Source organism: Halomonas sp. HL-93, assembly GCF_900086985.1.
GTDB lineage: Bacteria > Pseudomonadota > Gammaproteobacteria > Pseudomonadales > Halomonadaceae > Vreelandella.
Genome location: NZ_LT593974.1, coordinates 324,420 through 340,189, shown reverse-complemented (window position 1 = coordinate 340,189; position 15,770 = coordinate 324,420). Strand labels below are relative to the sequence as shown.

Below are 15,770 nucleotides of genomic sequence, written 5' to 3'. Positions count from 1 at the left end.
CGTATTGGATAGTGATTTTATCTACCAAGTAGAGGTAGCAAGCATGTTTATCAACGTGGACGCCGTACACGACAGCCCGGCCCTTCCCGAGCAGGTGGATGTGGTGGTAATCGGTGGCGGCATCGTGGGGACGACCGCCGCCTATGAGTTGGCTAGCCAAGGGGTCTCGGTGGCGCTGCTGGAGAAGGGGCTTATCGGCGCTGAGCAGTCAAGCCGCAACTGGGGCTGGGTGCGCCAGCAGAATCGCGACATGTTCGAACTGCCGCTGGCCATGTATAGCCTCGATCGCTGGGAGGCGTTCTCCCAAGAGATCGGCCGCGACGTGGGGTTTCGGCGCAACGGTATCGTTTACACCACGGATAGCCAAGCGACCCTTGCCAAGTGGGAAGCCTGGGGGCAACAGGCCCAGGAACGCGGCTTTATCAGCCATATGTTGAGTGGCGAAGAAGCCCGCAAGCGCGCCCCCGGCACCACCTCAACCTGTATTGGTGGCGTATGGTCGCCCAGCGATGCCCAGGCCGAACCCTCAATGGCGTGCTCGGCCATCGCGAATGGGGCCCGTGAACACGGCGCCTACCTTCACCAAAACTGTGCGGTGCGCGGCCTGGACCTGCATGACGGGCGGGTGAGCGGCGTTTGGACGGAGCATGGATTGATCAAAGCCTCGACGGTCATCTGCGCAGGAGGGGCCTGGAGTTCTCGCTTCTGCCGTCGCCACGGCGTTGAGCTACCCTCGGCCAATATCATGGGCACCGCGCTGCAAACCACCGCCGCGCCAGAGGTCACTCCGGGCTGCTTGATCACCCCCAAGGTCGCGCTGCGCCGCCGCCTGGATGGCAGCTACACCTTGGCGCTACCAGGGCTTGGCCGGGTGGAAATCAGCCCCCAGGGGCTACGTTACGCAAGCAAATTCTACGCCGCCTACCGCAGCAAATTAGCCAAGAAGCTGCAGATACGCATTGGCGCGTCTTTCTTCAACGGGCCTGAAGCGGCAGGCAGTTGGCAGTTTGATCAGGTATCGCCATTTGAGCGCCAGCGCGTGCTTGACCCCACCCCGGATCTTCCCCAGGCACGTGCCGCCCTGGCAGAACTGAAGGCAGAGTACCCCGAACTGAAAGGTATCCATATTGCCCGCGCCTGGGCCGGGATGATCGATACCACCCCGGATATGATACCCATCATCTCCCCGGTTGAGAGCATCCCTGGCTTTATCGTCGCCGCTGGCTGTAGCGGCCACGGCTTCGGCATTGGCCCTGGTGCGGGAAAACTGGCGGCGGATTTGGCGACCAATGCCACTCCCGTGGTCGACCCCACCCCTTACCACATCAACCGCTTCTCCGATGGCAGCCGTATCCGCCAGCCTGAAATGATGTGAGCGGCCTGCCGCATTCTATGCTGCATCCATCCCAAAAAAAGACGGTTTGTGTTAGCCGGGCGCGTACTTTCAGCGTCTGGCGCCTGCTCAAGAATGCTGTAATGAAATGAGTGGCTGCACCAAAGACTCTCCAATCACGACAAACGAGGATCAAACAAAATGAGCGAGATTATGCGTCCTAAATACATCACCTTTGATTGTTACGGCACACTCACCAACTTCCAGATGGGGCGTATGACGCGCGAAATTTTTGCCGATCGCATCCCCGATGCCGACCGCATGGAGCGCTTCGTGAAAGACTTTGGCGCCTACCGTTTCGACGAAGTCCTTGGCGAGTGGAAATCCTACGCAGAAACCCTCTGTGCGGCGCTGGAACGCACCTGCAAACGTTGGGGCATCGAATACCGCGACAACGAAGGCATGCTCTATTACAACGCCGTCCCTACCTGGGGCCCACACCCGGACGTGATTGAGGGGCTTTCGAAAATTGCCGACAAAATCCCCCTGGTGATTTACTCCAACGCCGATGACAGCCAAATCATGTCGAACGTGCAGAAGCTCGAGGTGCCCTTTCACAAGGTCTTCACCGCCGATACCTTCAAAGTTTACAAGCCACGCTTAGCCGCCTTCGAAGCCATGATCGACAGCCTGGACTGCCACCCCGAAGAGCTGCTGCACGTTTCATCGAGCTTCCGCTATGACCTTATTTCAGCTCACCTGATGGGCATCAAGAACAAGGCGTTTGTGGCGCGCAACCACGAGCCCTATTGCGACGGCTACGGGGCGACCAAGATTAACGATATCCGCGATTTGCCCGCGTTAGTCGGCCTCTAAGCTGACTGTTTCTCCCACCGCGCAGGAGCCGCCCATGCAACTCAACTCCTATTGGCTGTCCACAGCGCCGCCCTTTACCGGGGGCCAGCAGGCACTCACCCAAGAGCACTACGACGTGGCGGTGGTGGGCGGTGGCTTTACCGGGCTGTCGGCTGCCCGCACGCTGGCCCGGGGTGGGGCCCGCGTGGCGCTCCTGGAGGCGGGCCAAATCATTGGTGAAGCCTCGGGGCGCAACGGCGGCCAGTGCAACACCGGCGTGGCCCAGGACTACGCCAGCCTGGTCGAGCAGCTTGGCCGTGAGCAGGCGATTGCCCACTACACCACCTACGCCGAGGCGGTCTCCAGCGTCGAGCGTGTGATTGGCGAAGAGGCGATCGACTGCGACTACCTGCGCCACGGCAAACTGAAACTGGCGGCTAAACCGGAGCACTACGACAAGCTCGCGCGCACCTGCGACGCCATTCGCCGTGACGTGGATAGCGACGTGGAGATGCTCTCCGCCGCCGCCGTTCGAGAGGAGGTGGATTCAAAGCTCTACCATGGCGGGCTGCTGCAGCGTAACGGCGGCCAGATGCATATGGGGCGCTTCGGCGTCGGCTTAGCCGACGCGGCAGCCAGGCATGGCGCGCATATTTTTGAACGTACGCCGATGACCCGCGTCACCCTCGAGAAATCAGCGTACCGACTAGGCACACCCAAGGGCGATATTCGTGCCGAAAACGTGCTGCTGGCCACCGGCGCTTCGCAGACAGGCCCACTTAGTTGGTTTCGCCGCCGCTTGGTGCCGGTGGGTAGCTTCATCGTCGTCACCGAACCGCTTTCAGCCGCCCAGTGTGCCCAGCTACTACCCCAGCGGCGCTCTTATGTCACCAGCCGCATTGTCGGTCACTACTTCCGGCTGACTGCCGATAATCGGCTGCTGTTTGGCGGGCGGGCACGCTTTGCCATGTCCGGCAGCCAATCGGATGCCAAGAGCGGCGAGATACTGCGCCGCGGCCTGGAAGAGGCCTTTCCCCAACTAAAAGGGATCCGGCTCGACTACTGCTGGGGCGGCCTGGTCGATATGAGCAAAGACCGGTTTCCCCATGCAGGACAGCACAACGGCATGTACTACGCCATGGGCTATAGCGGCCATGGGGTACAGATGTCGGTGCATATGGGGCATGTGTTAGCCGAGGTGATGCTTGGCAACCGCCAACACCATCCTTGGCAGGATACCAAATGGCCAGCTATCCCCGGTCATTTTGGCAAACCGTGGTTTTTACCCCTGGTGGGCAGTTGGTACCGACTACAGGATCGATTGCATTAAGCCATCACCACAGCACTCACACTGCTTCCCAAACTCACCAAGAGAGTGATCAAAACAGCAACTATAAAAACAGGGCTATTAAGAACAAGGCCACTAAAAAAACAGCCAAGCACGCGCTGCCAGACTCACAACAATATTTAATCGCAGTAAGGAGAAGGCTTATGACACGCGATAAAAAACCCAATGATCTGTTTGTTTCTCCCGAGCAAAGCATGCAGGTTTACAACGCCATGCAGCGCGGGCTGTCTCGACGCGACGCCATGAAGGTCATTGGCGCGGCGGGCGTCTTTGCCGCCGCGTCTGGTGCTTTTCCCGGTTTCTCTTCAGCCTGGGCGGCGGATAGCGAAAGCGCGAAGCCCCAGTACGGCGGCCGTATTCGGGTTGCGGCGCACTCGGCGTCCACGAAAGATACGCTGGATCCTGCCTTGGGGGCGACGGCCATCGACTATGCGCGCGCCTACATGTTTTATAACGGCCTGACCCAGTACGATGAGGATCTGACACCCCAGCCCTGCCTGGCCGAGTCGTTTGAAAATACCGACAACGGCAGCCACTGGATATTTACCCTGCGTCGTGGCGTCACCTTCCACGATGGCAAACCACTGACGCCCCAGGATGTGATTTTTTCGATTATGCGACATAAGGATCCCGAAACAGGTTCCAAAGTTGCCTCCATGGTCGAGCAAATCGAAAGTATCAAGGCCCTGGATGATCACCGCGTCGAATTCAATCTTTCCTCTCCCAATATCGAATTGCCCTCCATCCTGGCCGTTTCGCACCTGGTGATTGTGGCAGACGGCACGACCGACTTCTCTAAAGGTGTGGGTACCGGCGCCTTTAAGTGCCAGGAGTTTACCCCCGGCGTTCGTTCAATAGGCGTTCGCAATGAGAACTACTGGCGCGATGGCTATCCCTATCTGGATGCCATCGAGATGGTGGGGATCAGCGACGAATCCTCAAGGGTCAATGCGCTGCTCTCGGGCGATGTGCATATGATCAATGAGGTGAGCGGTACCTCTGCAGAGCGCATGAAGACCAAGGACGGTTACCAGGTGAAAGCGACGAACGCCGGTAACTACACCGACCTGGTGATGCGCTTCGACAAAGAGCCCACCAGTCGCCCGGAATTCCGCGAGGCGATGAAGTATCTCTTCGATCGCGAGCAGATCAAGCGCGTCGCCCTGCGCGGTTATGGCGAGATCGCCAACGACCAGCCGATTATCTCGAGCTCTCCTTATTACTTCGATGGGCTGCCCCAGCGTGAGTACGACCCGGATCGCGCCTCCTCCTTGCTTGCCAAGGCAGGACTGTCTGGCGCAACCGTGCCACTGGTGGCGTCGCCTGCAGCTTCCTCGTCGGAAGATATGGCGGTGCTGCTTCAGCAATCCGCCTCTCAGGCAGGGCTCAACCTTGATATCAAACGGGTTCCCTCCGACGGCTACTGGTCCAATCACTGGATGAAGCATCCGCTGGGGTTCGGCAATATCAACCCGCGCCCAACGGCGAATATTTTGCTCTCCCAGTTTTTCCTCTCGAGTGCTTCCTGGAACGAAGCCGGTTGGCAGAACGAGCAGTTCGATCAGCTATTGATTGCCTCACGAGGTGAACCCGATGAGGGCACCCGTAAGCAGATGTACGCCGACATGCAGACCATGATCCATGAAGAGGGCGGCATCGGCATTCCCGTCTTCCTGAGCAATGTCGAAAGCTTTGATGCACGCATTGGTGGCATGGACCGCACCGTGCCCCTGGGCAGTTTTATGGGCTATATGTTCGCCGAACATATCTGGTGGAAAGGCTGATCCCTGCTCTCCCTACTGTCATCACGAGCCATGGGCATCATCACAAAAGCGCCTAACGACGCTTGGTGATGACGAACATGGCTCTTGCGCCGGAGAAGAACGATGCGCGACTCTCTCTTTGGACTGGTGCTAGGTCGCCTGGCCTCCAGTCTTATTACCCTGCTGATGGTATCGCTGGTGATCTTTGCAATCACCTCGCTGCTGCCAGGGGATACCGCCCAACAGATACTGGGGCAGTTTGCCACGCCGGAACAGGTGGAGGCGCTGCGCGCCCAATTAGGTCTCAATCAACCGCCCTTGCTGCGTTACTGGCAATGGCTGAGTGGCTTTGTCACCGGGGACCTGGGGCGCTCTGCCAGTAATGATACAGAGGTCATTAAACTGATCAGTGACCGGCTCCCCAATTCGCTGTTGTTAGCCGCCATTACCACCGTAATTTCCGTCCCCGTGGCGATCATTATGGGCATTACCGCTGCCATGCGCCGGGGTGGCGTGCTCGACCGCACCCTGAACCTGATCACCTTGTCGATGGTGGCGGTGCCCGAGTTTCTGGTCGCCACCCTGGCGGTGCTGATTTTCGCCGTGCAGCTCGGCTGGCTACCGGCGCTCTCCTACACGTCTACCGTCGACAGTTTGGGCGCCTTCATGAAAGTTTACGCCATGCCGGTGCTCACCCTGTGCAGCGTGTTGATTGCTCAAATGGCACGTATGACACGGGCGGCCTTGATCGATCAGCTCGACAGCGCTTATGTGGAGATGGCGCGGCTCAAGGGCGTTCCACCCATGCGGCGTGTACTCCGCCATGCGTTGCCTAATGCCGTTGGCCCGATTGCCAATGCGGTGGCACTTAGCCTCTCCTACCTACTGGGCGGGGTGATCATCGTCGAAACCATCTTCAACTATCCAGGCATCGCCAGTTTGATGGTCGATGCGGTTTCCAATCGCGATCTCGCCCTGGTACAGGCCTGCGCCATGATCTTTTGCGGCACTTATCTGCTGCTGGTCATGTTGGCTGACCTGTGCGCGATTCTCTCCAACCCGAGGCTGCGAAACCGATGAACGATACCAAGACAATGCCCGCTGCCAAGGGCAACCGTCATCCCTATGTCTCGCCAAGAAGCCGCCTGCCGATAGCGGTACCCAAACAGCGCAATCGTTCAGGGTGGCAGCTCACCCGCTGGATTGGTCTCAGCCTATTCAGCTTCTGGCTGCTCGTCGCTCTGTTTGGGCCACTGTTGGCACCGTATCCCATGGGCGCCTTTGTCTCTGATGAGATTTATGGCGGCGCGACCACGGCCCACCTGCTGGGCACCGACTACATGGGCCGCGATATGCTCAGCCGCATGCTCACCGGGGCACGCTATACCGTGGGGCTGGCGCTGGTGGCCGCGTTACTGTCAACTCTGGTTGGCGCGGGCTTTGGCATGTTGACGGTGCTCCTGCCCCGCTGGCTCGAGGAGAGCGTTCGGCGGATATTCGATACGCTGATCTCGATCCCCAGCAAAATGATGGCCCTGGTGATGGTCTCCGCCTTTGGCACCTCTATCCCACTGCTGATTTTGGCGGCAGTGCTCAGCTACGCGCCGGGCTCGTTTCGTATTGCCCATAGCCTGGCCAAGAACCTCTCCACCCTGGAGTACGTTCAAGTCGCCCGTACCCGGGGAGAGGGACGGCTGTACATCGCCGCCGTGGAAATTTTTCCCAACATGATCCAGCCCGTGCTCACCGATATGGGCATGCGCTTTGTGTTCATCGTACTGCTGCTCAGCGGCATGAGCTTCTTGGGGCTGGGTGTCCAGCCTCCCGTCGCCGACCTGGGCTCCCTGGTGCGTGAAAACATCGGTGGGCTTAGCGAAGGCGCATTGGCCGTGATTGCCCCAGCCCTCGCGATTGGCTCATTAACCGTCGGCGCCAACCTGTTGATCGACAGCCTCTCGAACAGCCGCGAAAACCAGAAGGAGTGACGCCATGCAAGGTGAATCGCTGATCGTACGCGATCTTGATATCTGTGCGACCCCGCCTGGTGAGGATGAGCGCACGATCGTCAGCCAGATCAATTTCACGCTCAAGCCAGGCGAAGTGATGTCGCTAATCGGTGAGTCCGGTTCGGGCAAGACCACCATTGCCCTGGCCATGATGGGCTATGCCCGGCGCGGCTGCCGGATCGCCGGCGGCAGCGTGCAGCTGGGCGAGACCGATATCCTGTCGCTCTCGGCCGTGGAGACCCGCGCGCTGCGCGGCCACCGGGTGACCTACATTGCCCAAAGCGCCGCGGCCGCCTTCAACCCCTCGCGCCGCCTGATGGACCAGGTCATCGAAGGCGCGCTCATTCACGGCGTGATGGATCGTCAACAAGCGCAGCAGAAAGCCATTCAGCTGTTTGGCGAGCTGGCCCTGCCCGACCCGGAAAATATCGGCATCCGTTACCCTCATCAGGTTTCCGGGGGCCAGCTACAGCGGCTTATGGCCGCCATGGCCCTGATCACCGACCCCGCGCTGGTAATTCTGGACGAGCCAACCACCGCACTGGATGTGACCACCCAGGTGGATGTGCTGCGGGCCTTCAAGCGCGTGATGCGCGAGCGGGGTACCACGGCGCTGTATGTCTCTCATGACCTCGCCGTGGTGGCGCAGATTGCCGATCACGTGCTGGTGCTACAGGCCGGGGAGGAGCAGGAGCAAGGGCCCATTGGGCAAATCCTGGACAATCCGGGCCATGCCTACACGCGCAGCTTATTGGCGGCGGCGCGTCCCGAGGCCCACATGCCCCCCAGCCTGCCGTCCGGCGGCGACGAACTGTTGCGCATTGATGATCTTCAAGTGGGCTACGGGCGCTGTGATCGCAGTGGGCTCCCGAAAAATGTCGTGCTGGATCATATCCAACTGCGCATCGATCGCGGCCAGGCGCTAGGCGTGATTGGTGAATCCGGGTCGGGCAAATCGACGCTTGCCAGGGCAGTTGCTGGCCTGGTGGCGCCGTCACGGGGTGAAGTTCAGTTCAATTGCCGTGAGCTACCGCCGACGCTGCGCGGACGCACCCCCGACCAGTTTCGGCGTATCCAGATCGTCTTCCAGAGCGCCGACAATGCGCTCAACCCCGCCCACTCGGTGAGGCGGCTGCTCAACCGGCCACTGGAAACTTATTTTCAGATGAGCCGCGATGCCCGACAGCGTCGGGTCGAGGAACTGATGGACTTGGTCAAACTGTCGCCCTCCCTGCTCGACCGCAAGCCCAGTGAGTTGTCAGGCGGCCAGAAGCAGCGCGTCAATCTCGCCCGGGCGCTAGCCGCAGAACCCGACCTGATTCTCTGCGATGAAGTGACCTCGGCGTTAGATACCGTGGTAGGCGCCGCCATTCTCGAGCTGCTGGCTGAACTGCGCCGTGAGCTTGGCGTTGCCTACCTGTTTATTAGCCACGATATCTCGACGGTACGCTCGCTGTGCGACGACGTCATGGTGCTTTACCAGGGGGAGTGTGTGGAGTTCGGCCCCTGCAGCACGGTGCTCAACCAGCCACAGCACGCCTACACCCGCAAGCTGATTGGCTCGGTGCCAGAGCTACAGCCGGGCTGGCTGGAAGGGTGCCAATGGTCGACCCATACGCAGCCGTCAACCGCGCCCGTTTAACCACTAACCCTATTGATGACCAGGAGAAAAGCATGCCGTCTTTGCCCCTCAGCGACTCTCAACTGCTCCGCGAGCAGGCCTTTATCAACGCACAATGGTGCGACGCCGACGATGCGGCCACGCTGACCGTCACCAACCCCGCCAGCGGCGAAGCACTGGCTAGCGTACCCAGCATGGGTGCCAGCGAAACCCGCCGTGCGATAGAGACCGCCGAAGCGGCCTGGCCCGACTGGCGTGCGCAAACAGCGGCAGCGCGCGCAGCACTGCTGGAGCGCTGGCATGCGCTGATACTGGAAAACAGTGAGGACTTGGCGGTATTGATGACCCTGGAACAGGGCAAGCCGCTGGCCGAATCACAAGGGGAGGTTAAGTACGGCGCAAGTTTTATCAAATGGTTTGCGGAAGAGGCACGCCGCGCCTATGGCGAGACCATCCCCTCGCCCAGCGCGGATCGCCGCATTGTGGTCCTCAAACAGCCGGTGGGCGTGTGCGGTGCGATTACCCCCTGGAACTTCCCCATCGCCATGATTACCCGCAAGTGCGCGCCCGCGTTAGCGGCCGGCTGCCCGATTGTGATCAAACCGTCGGAGCTGACGCCGCTTTCAGCATTGGCCTTGGCAGTGCTCGCGGAGCGTGCTGGTTTTCCCCCAGGCGTGGTGAATATTGTCACCGGGTTGCCCGAAGGCATTGGCGGCGAACTGACTTCCAATCCCACCGTGCGCAAGCTCTCCTTCACCGGCTCGACCCGGGTGGGTAGCCTGCTGATGCGCCAGAGTGCCGACGATATCAAGCGCCTCAGCCTGGAGTTGGGCGGCAATGCCCCGCTGATCGTGTTTGACGATGCCGACCTGGAACTGGCGGTGGCCGGTGCCATGGCGAGCAAGTTCCGCAACGCGGGCCAGACCTGTGTTTGCGCCAACCGCATCCTGGTTCAATCCGGCATTCATGACCGCTTTGTCGCCCGCCTGGCAACCGAAATCGAGGCGTTGCGCTGTGGCGACGGCATGCAGGAAGGCACCACTATTGGCCCACTGATCAATGATCAGGCGGTGAGCAAAGTCGCCCGCCATCTCGATGACGCTTTGTCCCACGGTGCTGAACGGGTGGTCGGTGAGGTGCCCAGTGGTCAGGATCGCTTTGTGGCGCCGGTACTGCTCACCAAAGTCACCGAAGCCATGCTGGTCACCCAGGAAGAGACCTTTGGCCCCGTCGCCCCCATTATGCAGTTTGAGCACGAAGAAGAGGCTATTCGTATTGCCAACGCGACGCCCTTTGGGCTCGCCGCCTACTTCTTCACCGAGAGCGTGCGCCGGGCCTGGCGGGTCGGTGAAGCGCTGGAATTCGGCATGGTCGGCCTTAACACTGGTTCTATTTCAATGGAAGTCGCGCCGTTTGGTGGCATGAAACAGTCAGGCCTGGGCCGTGAAGGTGCCCGCCAGGGGCTGGATGAGTACCTGGAAGAGAAAGCGTTTCATATGGGCGGACTGAACTAACACGTACTTAACGAACGCCAACATACCCCACTCGCTCGCCGATACACAGCGAGCGAGTGGGGAAACGCTATGCTAGTAACCACGCTGCAGGTCGACACGGCCAATCATTGGCTCACCGCGTTGATAACGACGCAGGTTGTCCAGCAGGATCGGGAAAGCGCTATCCGGCTGCGTCATCGCGGCTACGTGGGGGGTCAGCAAAATCCGCTCGTCTTGCCAGAAGGGGTGGTCATCGGCGGGCGGCTCTTCGCTTAACACATCTAATACCGCCGCGCTCAGATGCCCGTCGTCGAGGGCTTGCGTCAGGTCGTGATCAACCAGGTGCTCGCCCCGGCCAATGTTGATCAAGGCCGCGCCTTCGGGCATACGCGCAAAAAGGTCGCTATTGAGAATACCGCGCGTAGCGTCGGTCAGCGGTAACACGCAGATCACAATATCGCTTTCAGCCAGGAACCCATCCAGCGCTGCCTGGCCGCTGTGGCAGTGAACATTCGCCACCTGCTTTGGCGAACGCGACCAGCCGCGCACGTCAAAACCGTAACCTGCCAGATGGGTGGCGATGGCGCAGCCAAGCTGGCCCAAGCCGAGGATACCGATGCGTCGTTTTTCAGTCGGCACAAGCATATGCGCCTGCCATTTCCCCTCGCGCTGCTGGCGCACATAGTCGCCCATGCGGCGGTGCAGCCACAGCGTTGCAAAGGTAGCGTACTCAATCATGCCGCGCTCAATGGCGGGGTCGAGCATCCGCACCACCGGCAGCTCTGGAGGCAGGGCGTCAAAATCAAACTGATCGACTCCCGCAGAGGTGGCAAACAGCACTTCAAGGGAGGGCAGGCACGCCATGATGTTTTCCGGGGGCGTCCACGCCAACAAATAGCGGATCTCATGAGGGTCGCCGATATCGGGCCATTGGCGGAACTCAATATCCGGCGCGTGTTGGGCAAACAGTTCCTTCCACCGGGCGCCGCGCACCGGGTCAGATTTATACAGCAGTGCCATCGCAGCGTCTCCTTAGCTAAAACGTCATCCTACGGTGGTTTGAGAGGCAGCGGATACCGTTTTGACAGTGGTGAAGCGAAGCCATGGGCCTAAATCCACGTTTAAGTGGCAGATTACACTGCGCTCCCCATGACAGTGGATGATGCTGCACAAGCCAGTAAATACGAAGGATTACGCGGTTACCGAGGCCATGCCAAGCGCATCTAGCTTGCTAACAACGGTAAGCTCAAGAACGTATGGGTATTGGCGTTCGCTCTCTCGTTCTATCTAAAGGCGGCGCCAACACACCACAACATGAACATCGTGACTATAACCATGAATATGTTTAAGGAGCCCGCAGATGAATACCGCCGCCCACCCTTCCTACGCCATGCTAAGCCAGCGCGAGCAGTGCATTCCCCGCGGTGTGGTGAACGCCCACCCTATCGTCATTTCCCATGCCTGCGGCAGCGACGTCTATGACGTCGACGGCAAGCGCTATTTGGATTTTGTGGGGGGTATCGGCGTGCTCAATGTCGGCCACAATCACCCACGGGTGGTGGCAGCGGTTCAGGCCCAGGTGGAACGTATTTCCCATATGAGTTTCCAGGTGGCTGCCTACCCTGGCTATATAGAACTGGCTAGCCAGCTGGCCAAGCTGGTCGGCGGCACACAGGACTACCAAAGCGTGCTCTTTACCTCCGGTGCTGAAGCGGTGGAAAACGCCATCAAAATTGCCCGCTCCCATACAGGGCGCCCCAACGTGATCGCCTTTCGCGGCGGCTTTCATGGACGCACGCTGTTGGGCACTACGCTCACGGGTATGAGCCAGCCCTATCAGCAGAATTTTGGCCCCTTTGCCCCCGCTATCCACCACGTGAGCTACCCGGATGCGCTGCGTGGCGTCAGCAGTGAGGATGTGCTTGCGGAGTTGGACACCCTTTTCGCCACGGAAGTCGTCCCCGAGCAGGTCGCCGCTATCCTGATCGAGCCGGTACAGGGTGATGGTGGCTTCCTGCCTGCGCCGGTCGAGTTTATGCAGGCACTGCGCGCCTTGACGGAACGCCACGGCATTGTGCTCATCGCCGATGAAATTCAAACCGGCTTCGGGCGCACGGGCAGGATGTTTGGCTTTGAACACAGCCATATCCAGCCAGACCTGGTCACTGTCGCGAAGAGCCTGGGCGGAGGCTTGCCGATTTCAGGCGTGGTTGGGCGTACCGAGATGATGCAAGCACCCGCGCCGGGTGGGCTCGGCGGCACCTATGGCGGCAGCGCGCTGAGCTGTGCGGCGGCACTGGCGGTGCTGGATATTTTTGCCGATGAGCAACTGATTGAACGTGGCATCGCCATGGGCAAACGCCTGGAAACAGGATTGCGCCAGCTGCAAGCCAAGCATCCTTTGATTGCCGACGTCCGCGGACAAGGCCCAATGCTTGCCATCGAGCTTCTCAAGGGCCCGCGGGCCACACCTGAAGACGCCGCCCTGGTGCAACAGGTCATCGATCACTGCCGTGCAACGGGTTTGCTGGTGATCAAGTGTGGTGTTCATCGCAATGTCATTCGCTTCCTGGCGCCGCTGAATACCAGCGACGAACAAGTCGACGAAGCAGTAGGGATGTTAGACAACGCATTATCGAACACCACGCACTAATTCATCGCCAATGCCAGGAGAGCAGGACGTCATGCAATTGACCGACTATACGACGCTATGCATGGATGCCCATGGCGTTCTGATCGATCGAGACAGAGACATTATTCGCGGTCTATCGCCACTGTTGGCGATGCTACCTGCTCCTCCCCCAGTGGAGCAGGTATTAGCAGACTATGTGCAGGCGTTGCATGAACTCACGGATGAGCAGATGGGCGCCGTTTCGGCTCACTGCACGGTCTATCGCGCCCTGGCCAACCGCTGGGGGCTGGAGGTGGATTGGCAGGAAGGGATCGAATTCGCCAGCTCACTTGGCTTTGGATCCCTTTATGAAGATGCCCCTGGGGCGATCCACTATCTGCGCAAGTTCTATCAGCTCAGAGTGGTGACGTCCCTCAATGAGCAGGAGTTCTTCGCGTTTAACCAGCGCATCGGCCTTTCAGTTAACGAGCGGTTCACCACCGGCAGCTTTGTGGGCGCGCGCGCCAAGCTTCGGGAGATGGAGGCGGATAGCCACGTCCTGCTCTTAACCGCGGGCCCTGCATCTGCTAATAGCCGAGGCGGGCACTGCCGTATCACGCGCAGTGCCAAAGCGGACCAGCCGCAAACGCCGTCATGTATCTCGCTAAGCGATTTTATTTATCAGCATCAGCTTGCTCTACGCGGCGAATTGCTTTAGACAAAGGTATTAGTTCAAACTAATGGGGCGTATTTACCGCCCCCCTAGCAACCCTAATAATGTAGAGGACTTTGCATGGTGGCCAGCGTCCGTCTTGATCGTATCGACATTAATATTCTCGTTCAGCTTCAAGCGGATGGACGGATGACTAACGTCCATTTGGCCGATGCTGTCGGGCTATCGCCCAGTCCCTGTCTACAGCGCGTCAAACGATTAGAAGCCGCTGGCTATATCACTTCGTTTCAAGCTCGACTCAACCTTGCAAAAATGATGGAGAGCGTCACCGTCTTTACTGAGATCACCCTGACGGACCACCACCGGGAAGATTTTCTGCGCTTCGAACAGAAAATTCGCCAGGTCGATGAAGTCATGGAGTGCCACCTTATTAGCGGCGGCTATGACTATTTGCTGCGCTTTATAACGCGCAGCATTGCCCATTATCAGCGCGTCATGGAGGCACTGATCGAGGACGAAATCGGTATCGAAAAATATTTCAGCTATATCGTTATCAAGACGCCAATCAATAAAGAGCAGCTTCCGCTTCGCACTTTAATGGAGGGTTAACCTTAGCGCATTACCTTCACCCCTCCCGAAACGCCTCCACCACCCGATCAGCCAATACCTCGCTGGCATCACCACTGCCTGCACGCTTTACCAGTGCCACTTGGTAATCACCTAGCGGCGGCAGCGATTCGTTGTGCAGGCGTTTGAGCGGCGGGCGGACCAGGCTTTTGGGGAAAGCCGTCACGGCCAAATCGGCCAGCATAGCGGCCTCCTGCCCGGCACAGTGGTCGCAGGAGTAAGCAATGCGGTAAGCAATCCCCGCTTGATCAAGAGCATTGAGGGTAATTCGACGCCACGCACACCCCTGCTGGGCCAGAGTTACCGGCAGTGGCGTTCGCTGCACGGCAACGCCGTCTTCACGACCCGCCCATACCAGCGGTTCGCTGTGGACGATTTCTCCCCGCGCCGCCTGACCAGGCCCTCCAGCCATCACCAGGGCGAGATCAAGCTCGCCCTCATCCAACCTGGCGAGCAGATCTTTGCTGCGCCCCACCTCGACATCGACCTGCACCGCCGGGTGCGATCGGGCAAACTGGGCCAGTACCGTCGGCAAAATACGTCCCACCACGTCGTCCGTTATCCCCAGCCCCACGCGCCCTTCGATGGTAGGGGCTAAAAACTGGGTCACGGCTTCCGCATTGAGTTTAAGTAGCCGCCGTCCATAGCCCAGCAGTACTTCCCCCTCGGCCGTCAGGCGGACATGCCGCGCCTCGCGGACAAACAGCGTCTGGCCGAGGGTCTCTTCCAGGCGTTTGATCTGCATGCTCAGGGCGGAAGGGGTGCGAAATAACTGCTGGGCGGCGCGGGTAAAACTGCCGCTCTCCGCAATCGTCACAAAGGTGCGCAGCACCTCGCTATCCAGTAGCGGCAAGGCCGTCCGGCTGGGAGCTATGGTAGAGAGTTGATTCATCACGCCACCTTTCAGAAAAACTTAACACACAGTGTAGATCTTTTCGTTTGATTGATCCAAGTCAGCACGCCAAGCTGGTAACAGAGGTCGCGACCCTCCACTTATTAATCACATAACACACCTGCCGAGTGGGCCCGTTTAGCCAACCGCAGGAGTGAAAAAGGAGGTGCGCGATGAAGTGTGAAGCCCCTACCCAACATGCCCATCAGGCATGGGAAAAAGCCAGCCAGTTGGCGCCGCCGCCCAAGCCCCCGCAATTGCAGTTTTACACGCCTGCCATGCCCTCGATGCGGATAATTCGAGCGCTGGATATGCGCTGGTGGCGCTACCTTCGACGGCGGTTGTATCGTCGCCATATATTGCCGCTATTAGATTACGACGACCTCGTACTGCGGGATATTGGCCACTCCCGAGGCGATATTCTCTGGGCCAACCAACTGCCACTAAAGGTCGATGCCATTCAGGCGTTAGAGGCGCGACAGAAACAATGTCATGTGCCGCCAAGCTAGCATTGAAAAAAGCGTCGAACCTGGGAGAGGTTCGACGCT

The 15,770-nt window shown here is 59.3% G+C and carries 14 protein-coding genes; 12 read left to right on the top strand and 2 right to left on the bottom strand.

Annotated elements, in window-relative coordinates:
- Window positions 1-43 precede the first annotated feature (43 nt).
- The 8 genes from GA0071314_RS01510 (at window position 44) to GA0071314_RS01475 (ending at window position 10,440) form a co-directional block, all read left to right on the top strand.
- Window positions 44-1,375: an NAD(P)/FAD-dependent oxidoreductase gene (locus tag GA0071314_RS01510; protein WP_074394987.1), complete on the top strand. Its 1,332-nt coding sequence runs from the start codon at window positions 44-46 to the stop codon at window positions 1,373-1,375.
- A 159-nt stretch (window positions 1,376-1,534) separates the two neighbouring features.
- Entirely contained in the window at window positions 1,535-2,209 is a 675-nt protein-coding gene (locus GA0071314_RS01505; RefSeq protein ID WP_074394986.1) for a haloacid dehalogenase type II, read from the top strand.
- Window positions 2,210-2,243: 34 nt separating this feature from the next.
- The gene (locus tag GA0071314_RS01500) at window positions 2,244-3,518 is read left to right on the top strand and encodes an NAD(P)/FAD-dependent oxidoreductase (RefSeq protein WP_074394985.1); all 1,275 of its coding nucleotides are present in this window, start codon (window positions 2,244-2,246) and stop codon (window positions 3,516-3,518) included.
- A gap of 161 nt (window positions 3,519-3,679) precedes the next feature.
- Window positions 3,680-5,320: an ABC transporter substrate-binding protein gene (locus GA0071314_RS01495; protein ID WP_074394984.1), complete on the top strand. Its 1,641-nt coding sequence runs from the start codon at window positions 3,680-3,682 to the stop codon at window positions 5,318-5,320.
- A gap of 102 nt (window positions 5,321-5,422) precedes the next feature.
- Window positions 5,423-6,379 (top strand): ABC transporter permease, encoded by a 957-nt coding sequence (locus GA0071314_RS01490; RefSeq protein ID WP_074394983.1) that lies wholly within the window; start codon window positions 5,423-5,425, stop codon window positions 6,377-6,379.
- Window positions 6,376-7,284 carry an ABC transporter permease gene (locus GA0071314_RS01485; protein WP_082934171.1) on the top strand — a complete coding sequence of 303 codons (909 nt, stop codon included), beginning with the start codon at window positions 6,376-6,378 and terminating at the stop codon, window positions 7,282-7,284. The genes GA0071314_RS01490 and GA0071314_RS01485 overlap by 4 nt, the downstream gene beginning before the upstream one ends.
- Window positions 7,285-7,288: 4 nt before the next feature.
- On the top strand, window positions 7,289-8,947 hold the full coding sequence (locus tag GA0071314_RS01480) for an ABC transporter ATP-binding protein (protein WP_074394982.1): 1,659 nt from the start codon (window positions 7,289-7,291) through the stop codon (window positions 8,945-8,947).
- Window positions 8,948-8,979: 32 nt separating this feature from the next.
- Entirely contained in the window at window positions 8,980-10,440 is a 1,461-nt protein-coding gene (locus GA0071314_RS01475) for an NAD-dependent succinate-semialdehyde dehydrogenase (protein WP_074398380.1), read from the top strand.
- 72 nt (window positions 10,441-10,512) lie between these two features.
- Here the strand turns inward: GA0071314_RS01475 and GA0071314_RS01470 are convergent, their stop codons facing one another.
- Entirely contained in the window at window positions 10,513-11,439 is a 927-nt protein-coding gene (locus tag GA0071314_RS01470) for a 2-hydroxyacid dehydrogenase (protein WP_074394981.1), read from the bottom strand.
- Between the two features lie 340 nt (window positions 11,440-11,779).
- Between GA0071314_RS01470 and gabT the strand changes: the two genes are divergently transcribed.
- The 3 genes from gabT (at window position 11,780) to GA0071314_RS01455 (ending at window position 14,312) form a co-directional block, all read left to right on the top strand.
- Window positions 11,780-13,072, top strand: a complete 1,293-nt coding sequence (gene gabT, locus GA0071314_RS01465) for a 4-aminobutyrate--2-oxoglutarate transaminase (RefSeq protein WP_074394980.1) — start codon at window positions 11,780-11,782, stop codon at window positions 13,070-13,072.
- A 31-nt stretch (window positions 13,073-13,103) separates the two neighbouring features.
- A complete protein-coding gene (locus GA0071314_RS01460; RefSeq protein WP_074394979.1) occupies window positions 13,104-13,748 on the top strand; it encodes a hypothetical protein in 645 nt (214 codons plus the stop codon).
- A gap of 75 nt (window positions 13,749-13,823) precedes the next feature.
- Window positions 13,824-14,312 (top strand): Lrp/AsnC family transcriptional regulator, encoded by a 489-nt coding sequence (locus GA0071314_RS01455; protein ID WP_074394978.1) that lies wholly within the window; start codon window positions 13,824-13,826, stop codon window positions 14,310-14,312.
- 16 nt (window positions 14,313-14,328) lie between these two features.
- On the opposite strand, the gene GA0071314_RS01450 is transcribed toward GA0071314_RS01455, so the two are convergent.
- Complete coding sequence (locus GA0071314_RS01450) at window positions 14,329-15,222, bottom strand: LysR substrate-binding domain-containing protein (RefSeq protein ID WP_074394977.1); 894 nt, start codon at window positions 15,220-15,222, stop codon at window positions 14,329-14,331.
- A gap of 173 nt (window positions 15,223-15,395) precedes the next feature.
- On the opposite strand from GA0071314_RS01450, the gene GA0071314_RS01445 reads away from it, so the two are divergent.
- Window positions 15,396-15,731, top strand: coding sequence for a hypothetical protein (locus GA0071314_RS01445; protein WP_074394976.1), 336 nt, complete (start codon window positions 15,396-15,398; stop codon window positions 15,729-15,731).
- Window positions 15,732-15,770 lie beyond the last annotated feature (39 nt).